Here is a 12,057-nt window from a genome sequence, read left to right on the forward strand (position 1 = left end):
TGCTTATGCGACTAAAACTTTAAAGAATAATAATGACTCAACTCAACTGCACCCATTGTAATACCATGCTCACTTGTAACGTAGATAATATATTGGCATGTTGGTGCAACGAACTTCCTGCCATTTTACCTCTTGATACCACAACAACAAGCTGTTTATGTAGAAGCTGCACACTCGATAAAATAAATGCCTATTTAGAAAACATATATACGCAGCCGATTAAAATCCAAATTGATTTTGCAAAGCCATTTAGAAAAAGTGACAATTTAATTGAAGGGCTCGACTACACCATGCAAAGCGGCTACATGATATTTAGTAAGTGGTTTTTTTTAAAGCGAGGTTCGTGTTGTAAAAATGGCTGTAAAAACTGCCCATATGGTTTTAAACAATAAACGCGAAATAAATTCGAATCGACCTGTTTTTTACTAAATTTTTATTATTTCGCTGCGTAATGGCGCCATTTTAGAAAGAATTTTATTTTGCACACTATGACTTATATTTTGCTCATTCATTGCATTAATAAGCAAATCAACCACACGATTAAAGTCTTTTTCCGATATATGCATTCCAGTATGAATATCAACCATTGAATCGCCATCATAATTACACGGACCGTTAACTAACATACAAAGGTGGGTAATAAAACCTTGGCGAAAGTGTGTAATATTAGCGTGTTCAAAGTAATGAAATACTTGCTCATCGTTACCTATTTGATAAATAAAACTATCAATAAGTCTTTCTATACCCGCTTTTCCATCAAGTTGTTGATAAAGAGATAAATCAGATTTACTCGCACAACCCCCTAACAAGCCTATACATAATAAAGTTACTGCAAAAGATTTCATTACCAATACCCTGTTACCGATAAGTACCAACCTGTTTGATCGTTTACTCCAGCAATGCGTCCTAAATCTAAATAAGCAGCCGTTACACTTATATCTTTATTAGGCATCCATACTACAAACACATCTTTCCAATCTTGCTCACCTAAATTAAGATTATTCGCTTTTTGACGGTATTCAACTCCTACGGCGACTCCCCTACTAAAAAAGATAGCGGTACTCCCTTCTAATAATATTTTAGAGCCATCGTTTACACCACCATAACCAAGTAAACCTAATTCATTCGCTTCGCTGTATCGAGTAGTTACGTTCCAAAACCAGTTATAGCCAGCAATTGCGCCTAAATGGAGTTTGCTCGCAGCTAAATAAAAATCTGTTCCACTGGTGCTTTCTGCGCCAACAAGTTTTGCAACGGCACCATCATCAAGAGATTTATGCTGAATACCTAAACTTAGCTGTGGCCACTTACTATAAACAATATCACCATATAAACGAATTTTAGCACCCGTAATAGATTGCTCTATTTCGGTATCAAATGCTGGTACATCAAACTGCTGTACCGCATAACTCAGCTCTACGCGATTAAATAAATTAAGCTGAGCGCCGCACACATCTAGCGTGTAGTCGGTAACATCGGCTCGACTACAAAAGCCATTAACCGAAAACTCATCATCGCTAGCGTAACCCGCTAATTGCGCCCATGGAACAATACCACCACCGCCACTACCTTCAATCTGAGAAACGCCAGGAGTTGCTAATAGTTTTCCGCTACTAGCCATGCTTGGTACGCTTATCAACAATAGAGCGCATGCTATAAAGCTCTTAATTTTTGGCATAATAATCATTTAACCATTCTTCTAATTGCTCAGCTTTTAAAGGTCTACTTAGGTAATAACCTTGTGCATGATCGCACTGCATATCTTTTAGTAAGTTTAGCGAGCCGAGTGTTTCAACACCCTCAGCTACAACCGAGAAACCTAATTGGTGTCCTAACGTGATTGACGATTGCACTATAAATTGATCTTTTTGCGATTCATCAAGTTTTAAAATAAAACACTTATCTAACTTAAGCTCGTCGATAGGTAGCATTTTTAAGCGCCCTAGTGATGTTTGACCTACACCATAATCATCTAAAGATATTTTAACGCCAATTTCTTTTAAGTTTTCGAGCGCTTTAATCCCTTTTTCTTCATTTTCAATCATATCGCGCTCAGTTAGCTCAATAGTGATTAATTTAGGGTCTACTTTATATTTTTTAAGCGTACGAACTAACGCTGAATGAAATCCTGGGAAAGCAATATCTTGCGCTGATACGTTAATTGCAGCTTGTAAATTAATGCCCTTCAATTGCCAATCGGCAACTTGAGCCACAACGGTATTAACAACCCATGCTGTTAGCTCAACAATTAAACCTGACTGCTCTGCTAAATCAATAAACACTTCAGGGTTAACCCAACTGCCATCTTTACGTTGCCAACGAATTAAAGATTCAACTTTATCTATTTTCTGCGTTTTTATATGCAATTTAGGTTGATAAGTCATAAATAGCTGACCATCATCATCGCTAATTGCTTGCTTTAACTCATCAAGCATTATTAAACGATCTAAATGTGCTTCATCTTCACCTATTTGATAATAATGAATACTTTCGTTTTTGTTGGCTGCGCTATCTACTGCTATTAATACACGGCGCATTAAGTCATCGCTCATCGTACCTTGAGACGGATACTGTAAAATACCAGCACTGAAACGTAAGCTAATTTTTAATTTTTGAATAGTATAACAAGACTGTAGCTGCGCTATTAAACCAACCACACCACTTTTAAGCTCTCTAGCGGCTGCGGTTGGGAATACAGTTAAAAATTCATCTCCGCCAATACGGGCATGAAAACCGCCTAATTCATCTGAAAATTCAGCAATACGACACGCAACCGCTTTTAAGCAGTCGTCACCAATACGCGGACCTAACTTATCATTAATATGACGAAGCCCTTTTATATCAATTGCAACCAATGTGTATTCCACATTATCTTTTAGTTCGTCATCTAGTACTTCAAGCATGGCTGAGCGATTATAAAAGCCGGTAAGTGAATCGTGTCGTGCTTGGAAATTAATTTGCTGCTCACGCTGGTTAATATCGTTACCCATGCTACTAAACGCCTCAGCTAGGGTCGCTATTTCTGTACTTTGTTTTTCGCCTTTAAACTCAAAACTATAATTACCTTGTGCAAACTGCCTTGCAATTACAGCCAACTGAGAAAGCGGCGTAGTTAAATTATTAGCAAGTAAACTACTTGTAATTACACCTACAAACATAGTCAAAATAGCTAATATCAGTAAAGTAAATAATAGCTTTTCGAAGTCGCTATAACCTTGTGTTAAATCGGCGCTGAGTAAAATAATAATTGGGTGGGTAACTAAAGAAGTAAGCTCAATATCTAGATTACGATACACCTGGTATTCACCAAAAAATCGTGAAATAGTTGCTGTATTAAAGTAATTAACAGGGTCAAATTGAGCAGGTCGTTTTATTAAGGAGCTAATAACTAAATCATCTGCACGGCCAATAAAGCTTACATCCATACCTGTTAAGCTTTTAAGTTCACTCGCTACGCTATCGTCAATTTTAAAGCCAACTAAGCTGTAAGCTACGGTGCGAGGGGCTTTTACTGGAAGCAAAATAACTTGATATAGCTCTTTATTTAAAACAACAAAACTTGACTGCTCTGGCGCATTTAGCAATTCTTTCATTAATGGTTTTAAATCGTGTTCAAAATCATCTTCGCTAGTATTTGCCGAAATTAACTGACCAGACAAATTAATTAATAACATAAGATCTGCGTCTATACGCTGGCTATGATTGAACAAAACACTGCTTATAGTACCTGCATCGCGTGTTGCAACGGCTTGTTTAAAGCCAAAATCAGAGGTCAGTACTTTTGCGGCAGTTAGCAATAAACTTTCTTTTGATTTTAAGTATTGCTTATAAACACTTTGCGCTACATTTATATCTTGGTTTACTTTTTCTTCTTGAAACTTACTTGTAGACCACAAAAAACTAAAGAGGCTAACTAAAGTGGTTAATAGCACTAAACCTACGCATAAAATAGTTATACGGTTTTTTAAACTATTCGTCATTTCCAGCCTTAAACTTACTGCCAAACGTATTACGGGGTTCTGGCGATGAAGTATTAATTGTTACTAATAATTGCTTTTGAGAATTAATTTTTATAATTTTTTTATTCTCCAATGGTGCTGTTTGTAATGGGTGCCATACGCTCACCTGAGTAGGCAATACCGTAACAGGTAAACTAACGTAACCTTTTTCATCCGTTTTATAAACATACTCACTGTTAGCTACATAAATATAGCCAACCATCGAGTCATGAATATTACAGCCCAAAACAACCACACCTTGTTGTTCAAACGTAATTGGATCTTTTGGTTGTCCTGAATATAACTTTAGCTGAAAAGGTTTAGCTTGCGAAAAAGAATACACGTTATGACGAATATTATCGCTATTAGGAAAATTGACTTGCTGCCCTTTTTGAACAATAAGTAACTCAGGTAAAAATTGTTTATGAACCTGATCCATAATAGCAACGGGAAGGTTAGATGAAGTGAGCTGATTTTTAATGGAAATTAATTCAACTACTGTATTTGATAACTTTTGACCATGTTGATCTTCAATTACTAATTCAATATTCGCACTTAAAGTAAAGTGGCTAAAAAACAACCCAATACCTAAAAAGTAACGACTTTTTATAAATTTTTGTAATGCCCAACCAAACATAACAACACCTAAATATTAATCTTAGGTTAAGTTAATTGGAGACGAGTACTAATTGCAAGAATTATAGCCCAGTAACTAAAAATAAAAACTTAGCTACTGGTATTATTAATGATTTAGTGCTGCTATTTTATAATTAACCCATAATCGGTATCTAAAATAGAAATAACTTCTTGGCGAGGATCGTCAGGAATTATAATGTCTTTGCCTACAATTTTACTTGCTATACCAACATAGGTATTTGAGACATCAAGCATTACTGATTCAGGTAAAATATAATCTTTTGCTAATTGCTCACGCTCACTCATGCGGTCTTTATTTAATAATACATCACTTTCTGGCACATTATTAATGAGCAATTGGCGAAAACCCTCTTTAGAGTTTTCAACAATTTTACCATCACGATAAGCAGCGTCATCCCAAATACGAGACGAATCAGGAGTACCTACTTCATCAATATAAATAAGTTGTTGTACGCCATTTAAATCCTCTACGTAACCAAATTCAAATTTAGTGTCTACAAAAATTTGATCAAGCTTAGCAAGCTCATCACTAATTAATTTAAAGCCCTCTACTAATAGTTTTTCGTATTTAGTTACATCGTCTGCCGATTTAAAATTAAACACATCTAAATTATTAGTAATATTAGCGCGAGTAATGTTTACATCATCAACAGGTGGAATGTCAGCTACGCCTTCAATAATACCTTTTGTAGAGGGTGTAATTAATACGTTATCGAGTTTTTGATTCGCTTTTAAGCCTTCTGGCAAATCAATTCCACAAAAATTACGAACACCTTTTGCATAGTCGCGCCACATGCTACCAGTAATATATTGGCGAGCAATCGCTTCTACCTTTACTGTACTTGCTTTGCGTACAATCCATACGTAAGGATGCGGAATATCAACAATATGATTACCCGCAAGACCCGCTTTATCAAACAATTTAAACCAATGTGATGCAACCGAGTTTAATGCAATACCTTTACCTGGCACGCCATTTAAGCCGTTTTCGCCTTGCCAAATACAATCAAATGCAGAAATTCTATCGGAAATAACCATAATAGCCAGTTCAGTACCCGTTGGTACTTTATAGCCTTTATCTTTAATTAATCGTGCGCTATCTTCATCAGTTAACCAATAAACTGAACGAACTTTACCGCTGTGTACTTCACCTTTGGTGCGAATGGGTAAGTCATCGTTTACGTCTAAAACTTTATAGCTAGTCATGCTATCTCCGGGGTTAGGGATGCTTTTTAAGCAAAGTATGGTTTGGGGTTATATGGCAGTATAATAATCTAGGCTACCGCAAAGCTCAATCGTGAGCTTAAACAAATAAAAGGCATATATTTATATGCTTGTCGCAATGGGGTAAACTAACTTTGCTAACTAGCCTAAGGAGATAGCTTGAATTACCTAACCGCTACTAAAAACAAAAAATATTTAATGTATATTTCTCAAAATTATTCGTACGCTATTTTGAGACCTCTGCAAGCACAAATTTTAGCGCATGGTGGCGAGGTACGCTGGTTTCTGGCAGGTAATGAAGTTGACTCAAAATTTTTAACCACAGACGAGCAGCGCTTAAATACAATAAAAAACGTTAAAAACTGGGCTCCTGATATAACTTTTATACCTGGTAATATAGTACCAAGCTTTATTCCTGGGAAAAAAGTAGCTGTGTTTCATGGTTTTAATTCTGAAAAACGCAGTTCTGAGGGTAACCGTGGTCACTTTACTATTCGTGGCTGTTACGACTTATATTGTACCCAAGGACCAAATACGACGGAGCGTTTTAAAGAGCTTGCTAAACAACATGGCTTTTTTAAGGTAACCGAAACCGGCTGGTCAACGCTCGATCCACTTTTTAGCGAAACCTTAAACAACCCATATGTAAGTAACGATCCGCGCCCTACATTACTTATTTGCTCAACTTTTTCGCGTAAATTATCGTTAGCTCCAAAATTATATGAACAAATTAAGCAATTTAGCGAACAAGGTAAATGGCGTATTTTGATGCAGTTTCATCCAAAAATGCCAACTGAGTGGGTTGCTAAATACAAAGCACTTAGCAATGAAAACCTAACGTTTATTGAAACCGATAACGTTTTGCCATTGTTACAAGCAGCCGATGTAATGTTGTGTGACACATCATCAGTACTTTTAATGTTTTTATTATTACGTAAACCCGTCGTTACTTTTTGCAATCAAAAACCACAACCTCATTTACTTGATATAACCGATGCAGAAGAAGTAGAAAACGCTATTACACATGCGCTTAGTAAACCCGCCGATTTAATGAAAAGCATTGAAAGCTACTGCCAAGAACTACATCCGTATACCGATGGTCAATCGAGCAAACGCGTATTAAATGCAACAAATGAATTTTTACAAAATGACGAAAAATTAAAACCAAAACCGCTTAATATTGTCCGAAACTTTAAAATGCGCAAAGAGCTAAACTACTGGGGTTGGTAAAAAAACATGATGATCGACCTAAAAAACATTACTTTTAAATGGCATAAAAACGATAATAAACCCACGCTTACTATTAGCGAATTAGTAATTAAAAAAGGCGAGCGCGTTTTTTTACATGGTCCAAGTGGCTCAGGAAAATCAACCTTACTTACCTTACTTGCCGGTATTAATACAGCCACCAGCGGCGATATTTTTATATTAAATAAAAACTTAAATACACTTAGCAATACTAATCGCGATGTATTTAGGGCTGATCATATTGGTTATATATTTCAAAACTTTAATTTACTTCCTTATTTAACACCTATCGAAAACGTAATTTTAGGATGTCAATTTTCTAAGAGTCGTCAAAAAGTAGCTCTCAAGCAGTCTGCCTCTCTAAACCAAGAAGCAACAAGATTACTAAATGCCCTTGGTTTAACTGAGCAATATCATAAAAAAGATGTCGCTACATTGAGTGTAGGGCAACAGCAACGCGTTGCTGCAGCGCGTGCATTTATAGGCAGTCCTGAGCTAATAATTGCTGACGAACCAACCTCTGCACTTGATACGAATAATCGTGAAAGCTTTATAAAATTATTGTTTGAACAAGCTAAACATTCAAACAGTACGTTAGTGTTTGTAAGCCATGATGAGAGCTTGCAGCCTTTATTTGATCGCTCTATTAACCTAATTAGTTTGCAGGAGAGTGTATGATCCTCGCAAAGCTCGCCTACAAAAGCTTATTAAACCGTAAAGCCAGTGTGTTTTTAACACTGTTGACCATTGCCATTAGTGTCATGCTTTTACTCAGTATTGAACGTATTAGGGTTGACGCTAAAAGTAGTTTTAGTAATACACTCTCTGGTACTGATTTAATTGTTGGTGCGCGTACTGGCGACATTCAACTCTTACTTTCTTCGGTATTTAGGATTGGGCACGCAAATAACGGCGTAAGTTGGCAAAGTTACGAGTACATAACAAACCAACGTGGCGTTAAGTGGAGTATTCCTATTAGCCTAGGTGATAGCCATAAAGGACAGGCTGTAATAGGCACAACTCTCGATTATTTTACTCACTATCGTTTTGCTAAAAAGCAAAATTTAAGCTTTAGCAAAGGGCATGCCTTTGAAGCAATAAATGAAGTGGTACTGGGCAGTGAAGTAGCAAATAAATTAGACTATAAACTGGGTGATAACATTGTTATATCGCACGGAATGGGCAATACCAGTTTTCATCACCACAAAGATAACCCATTTACAGTCGTTGGCATTTTAAATGCTACCGGTACACCTGTTGATAAAACACTGCATATTCCACTTGCTGCAATTGATTTGATTCATGGTGGCTCTAATACTGAACACGCTGAACACGAAAAGCATAATAATTTAACAGGTCATCCAAAACAAATTACTGCTTTTTTAATGGGGTTCGAATCGCCTTTATACACACTTCAAATTAGGCGCAATATAAATCAATATAAAAAAGAAGCCCTGCTTGGCATCATGCCTACCGTAACACTTAAAGAATTATGGGGAATACTCGCCATAGTAGAAAAAATACTACTGCTGTTTTCAGCCGTTGTTGTATTAGTAAGTTTACTGGGAATGCTAACCACCCTACTTGCTAACTTAAGCCAACGCCGGCGAGAGCTTGCAATATTACGCTCTGTAGGTGCTCGCCCATGGCAGTTGTTTACATTAATAAGCTTTGAGTCACTGCTAACCATGTTTATTGGTTGCTTAGTTGGCTGTGCATTATATTATTTAGCTTTGTTTACTGGCGGGTCATATTTACAAAGTCATGCTGGTATCAGCGTTAACATAGCAATGCTCTCTTACTATGAACTCACTCTTATAGGCGTTATTATGGTTGCTGGTTTTATTATTGGCTTAATACCTGCCACACGCGCTTATTTTTATTCACTCAGCGATGGCATGAGTATAAAAACATAACTATTAGGTACTTTATGACTTTTTTTAAAACAGCACTTTATTACGGCGCTTTAGTAAGCTTACTGCTTACTAGTTTTGTAAGCCATGCAAATCCACCAAAAGAAATTTTTTGGGAAGACTTAATTCCTAAAAACCATGTGCAAATAGATACTCAAGCACAAGCTAATCACGAAGGTAGCGATCAAAACTGGATACAACCAGACTTAGACGCACCTGTTGTAAAAGAACTGGATGGTCAGTCTGTAAGCTTACCTGGTTTTGTAGTGCCATTAGAGGGTGACAGCGAGGTAATTACCGAGTTTTTACTAGTGCCATATTTTGGGGCGTGTATACATGTGCCACCACCACCGCCAAATCAAATAGTGCATGTAACTATTAAAGGCGGCGTACCTATAGATAGCCTATACGACGCAATTGTTGTAACCGGCGTAATAAGTACACAAGCATGGTCGGGCGAAATAGCGCAAGTTGGCTATAAAATGAAAGCGGTAGGCGTAGCACCATTTGAGCTTTAACGTTAATGGTCAGCTTTTAAAGCTGACCATTAAGTATTATTTAATTTAGGTACTGGATAAATTAAGCTAACTTATTTTTGGCAATTTGGGCAAAAAACCGTACTGCGCTGCCCTAGCCGTATTTCTTCTAGTTGCGTTTTACACGTCATACACGGCTGACCTTTACGCCCATACACGAGTAACTGCTGAGCAAAATACCCTGGCTTACCATCACTTTGTGCAAAGTCTTTAAGTGTTGTACCACCTTGTGTAATAGCCGCAGCAAGCGTGTCTTTTATAATAGGAATAAGCGCTTGGTAGCGTTTTAGTGATACTTTACCCGCTTCTAGCTTTGGGTGTATACCCGCTTTAAAAAGTGATTCATTAGCATAAATATTCCCAACTCCAACCACCACTGCGTTATCCATAATAAACTGCTTTACGGGTACTTTTTTATTTCGTGACTGCTCGTACACTCGTTTAGCAAAAAAATCATCCGTAAGCGGCTCCGGACCAAGCTTAGAAAGTAACTTATGTACTTCACCTTGCTCTTGCCATAAACAACAACCAAAGCGACGAGGATCGTTTAAACGCAGCGCTTTACCGTTACCAAAAATAAATTCTACATGGTCGTGCTTTTTTAATGGCTCGCTTTTATCTACTACGCGTAAATTACCCGACATACCTAAATGCAAAATAGTACTGCCCAGCTCGCAATGTAATAATAAGTATTTTGCACGGCGCTCTATTTCAGTCACCATTAACCCTTCAAGTTGATACACGTCATCGGGTACCGGCCAGCGCATACTCGCGTTATAAATATTCACCTTAGTAACAACTTGGTTTTGTACGTGGGGAGTAATGCCCATTCGGCTAACTTCTACCTCTGGTAATTCAGGCATTAATTAAACTCACTTTATGAAAAATCAAAACTAGGAAACAACTGCTTAGCAGTCGCTATATCAAGTGCAAGTACTCGTTGGCTATTTTTTTCGAGTAAATAATAACTCGCATCATCTTTATATAATAAATATACCCATGGAAAACTCTCCCCAGCAAGCTCAAATGTAGCAACAGACAAAGGTGCTTTAGGGTTAAATACAACAGACTCATTAATATTCATAAGCTCAGTACTTTGCCAATGATTTATTAACTCACCAAGCTGTTGCTCAGATGCTTGCCAAGTAAGCGGGGCATTATCTTGCAATACGGTTGTACGCCAACTTGTGCCTATACGCTCAATTTTTTGATCAACAAACTTAAGCGTTAATACAAAACTTTGTGTTGGTAATATTGCCTGTAAAGAAGGCTCATTAGCACTGCTAAAAAGTTGTTTATGCCAGCCATTTAAAAAGAAGATCATTATTAGCATGGAGAAAATTATAACGTTATTCCAACCTTTACGACCTAGTTGCATATTCACACACCCAATAAATTCAAGATTTTAAAGTGTAACTAAAACTTAATTGCACTGTCTATATGTTAAAGCGCGCATACTTTGTTAGAATATCGACAAATTTAAAGGAGTTCCGTCAATGTCTATGTATGTAGTGGGCCATAAAATCCCAGATTCAGATTCAATTTGTGGTGCAATTGCACTGGCTTATTTAAAAAACCAAATCGATGAACCAGCAATTCCAACGCGTCTTGGTGAAATTTCACCAGAAACTAAATTTATTCTTGATAAATTTGGCTTCGAAGCACCAGAGCTTAAATTAAGCTACGCTGGCGAAGACGTTTTTATTGTTGATCACACAGAAAAAACACAAGCACCGGACGATATCGACCAAGCTCGCGTTGTTGGCGTGGTAGATCACCATAAATTAGGTGATTTAACATCATCTACTCCGCTTGAATGTTGGATCCGCCCTGTTGGTTGTTCAAACACCATTATTAAAATGATGTACGACTTCTACAGTGTAGAAATTCCTAAAGATATCGCTGGTATTATGATGTGTGCAATTTTAAGCGACACTGTAATATTTAAATCGCCAACATGTACCACCGCCGATATTAAATGTGTTGAAGCGCTAGCTGAAATTGCAGGCGTAGAAGATTTTAAAGAACTTGGTATGGATATGTTCCGTGTTAAATCAGCGGTAGAAAACACACCAGCGCGTGATTTAGTAATGCGTGACTTTAAAGACTTCAACATGAACGGTAACCTAGTAGGTATTGGTCAACTAGAAGTAATCGATCTTGCTGTTTTTGACGATATTAAAGCTGATCTTGCAGCCGATATTGCTAAGCTAAAAGTAGAGGGTAACCGTCACTCTGTGTTTTTACTGCTTACCGACATAATGAAAGAAGGCTCAGAAATGCTAATTGTATCTGACGATGCAAACTTAGTTGAGCAAGCTTACGGTGTAAAACCTGAAAATGATAAAGTGTGGTTAGAGGGTGTACTGAGCCGTAAAAAGCAAGTAGTACCGCCACTACAAGACGCGTTTTTAAAAGCATAAACGCCTATAAATACAAAAACCGATATTGTTTTACACTATCGGTTTTTTTATAACTAAA

General features: G+C 37.2%; 13 protein-coding genes. 6 read left to right on the plus strand and 7 right to left on the minus strand.

The window, feature by feature from the left end; translation table 11 throughout:
• Nucleotides 1-32: 32 nt before the first annotated feature.
• Nucleotides 33-392 (plus strand): DUF5522 domain-containing protein, encoded by a 360-nt coding sequence (locus I6F65_RS12805; protein ID WP_166114353.1) that lies wholly within the window; start codon nt 33-35, stop codon nt 390-392.
• A 33-nt stretch (nt 393-425) separates the two neighbouring features.
• On the opposite strand, the gene I6F65_RS12810 is transcribed toward I6F65_RS12805, so the two are convergent.
• From I6F65_RS12810 to I6F65_RS12830, 5 genes are all read right to left on the minus strand, one after another.
• On the minus strand, nt 426-845 hold the full coding sequence (locus I6F65_RS12810) for a group 1 truncated hemoglobin (protein WP_197113166.1): 420 nt from the start codon (nt 843-845) through the stop codon (nt 426-428).
• Nucleotides 845-1,678 carry a DUF3034 family protein gene (locus I6F65_RS12815; RefSeq protein ID WP_197113168.1) on the minus strand — a complete coding sequence of 278 codons (834 nt, stop codon included), beginning with the start codon at nt 1,676-1,678 and terminating at the stop codon, nt 845-847. Before I6F65_RS12815 ends, I6F65_RS12810 begins: the two co-directional genes overlap by 1 nt.
• Nucleotides 1,665-3,980, minus strand: coding sequence for a bifunctional diguanylate cyclase/phosphodiesterase (locus tag I6F65_RS12820; RefSeq protein WP_197113170.1), 2,316 nt, complete (start codon nt 3,978-3,980; stop codon nt 1,665-1,667). The genes I6F65_RS12815 and I6F65_RS12820 overlap by 14 nt, the downstream gene beginning before the upstream one ends.
• Nucleotides 3,970-4,635: a methylamine utilization protein gene (locus I6F65_RS12825; RefSeq protein ID WP_024610510.1), complete on the minus strand. Its 666-nt coding sequence runs from the start codon at nt 4,633-4,635 to the stop codon at nt 3,970-3,972. The genes I6F65_RS12820 and I6F65_RS12825 overlap by 11 nt, the downstream gene beginning before the upstream one ends.
• 122 nt (nt 4,636-4,757) lie before the next feature.
• Nucleotides 4,758-5,861 (minus strand): phosphoribosylaminoimidazolesuccinocarboxamide synthase, encoded by a 1,104-nt coding sequence (locus I6F65_RS12830; RefSeq protein WP_024610509.1) that lies wholly within the window; start codon nt 5,859-5,861, stop codon nt 4,758-4,760.
• Between the two features lie 177 nt (nt 5,862-6,038).
• Between I6F65_RS12830 and I6F65_RS12835 the strand changes: the two genes are divergently transcribed.
• The 4 genes from I6F65_RS12835 to I6F65_RS12850 are packed head-to-tail and all read left to right on the plus strand — an operon-like array spanning nt 6,039 to nt 9,558.
• On the plus strand, nt 6,039-7,109 hold the full coding sequence (locus tag I6F65_RS12835; protein ID WP_197113172.1) for a CDP-glycerol glycerophosphotransferase family protein: 1,071 nt from the start codon (nt 6,039-6,041) through the stop codon (nt 7,107-7,109).
• A 9-nt stretch (nt 7,110-7,118) separates the two neighbouring features.
• Nucleotides 7,119-7,805 (plus strand): ABC transporter ATP-binding protein, encoded by a 687-nt coding sequence (locus tag I6F65_RS12840; protein WP_166114394.1) that lies wholly within the window; start codon nt 7,119-7,121, stop codon nt 7,803-7,805.
• Entirely contained in the window at nt 7,802-9,043 is a 1,242-nt protein-coding gene (locus tag I6F65_RS12845; protein WP_197113175.1) for an ABC transporter permease, read from the plus strand. Before I6F65_RS12840 ends, I6F65_RS12845 begins: the two co-directional genes overlap by 4 nt.
• A 14-nt stretch (nt 9,044-9,057) precedes the next feature.
• Nucleotides 9,058-9,558, plus strand: coding sequence for a DUF3299 domain-containing protein (locus I6F65_RS12850; RefSeq protein WP_197113177.1), 501 nt, complete (start codon nt 9,058-9,060; stop codon nt 9,556-9,558).
• A gap of 71 nt (nt 9,559-9,629) precedes the next feature.
• Here the strand turns inward: I6F65_RS12850 and mutM are convergent, their stop codons facing one another.
• Nucleotides 9,630-10,439, minus strand: coding sequence for a bifunctional DNA-formamidopyrimidine glycosylase/DNA-(apurinic or apyrimidinic site) lyase (gene mutM / locus I6F65_RS12855; protein WP_024610504.1), 810 nt, complete (start codon nt 10,437-10,439; stop codon nt 9,630-9,632).
• A gap of 14 nt (nt 10,440-10,453) precedes the next feature.
• Nucleotides 10,454-10,954, minus strand: coding sequence for a hypothetical protein (locus tag I6F65_RS12860; RefSeq protein WP_197113179.1), 501 nt, complete (start codon nt 10,952-10,954; stop codon nt 10,454-10,456).
• 118 nt (nt 10,955-11,072) lie between these two features.
• On the opposite strand from I6F65_RS12860, the gene I6F65_RS12865 reads away from it, so the two are divergent.
• Nucleotides 11,073-11,999: a manganese-dependent inorganic pyrophosphatase gene (locus I6F65_RS12865; RefSeq protein WP_024610502.1), complete on the plus strand. Its 927-nt coding sequence runs from the start codon at nt 11,073-11,075 to the stop codon at nt 11,997-11,999.
• The last annotated feature ends 58 nt before the right edge of the window (nt 12,000-12,057 follow it).

Source organism: Pseudoalteromonas sp. SWXJZ94C (assembly GCF_015864385.1).
Taxonomy (GTDB): Bacteria; Pseudomonadota; Gammaproteobacteria; order Enterobacterales; family Alteromonadaceae; genus Pseudoalteromonas.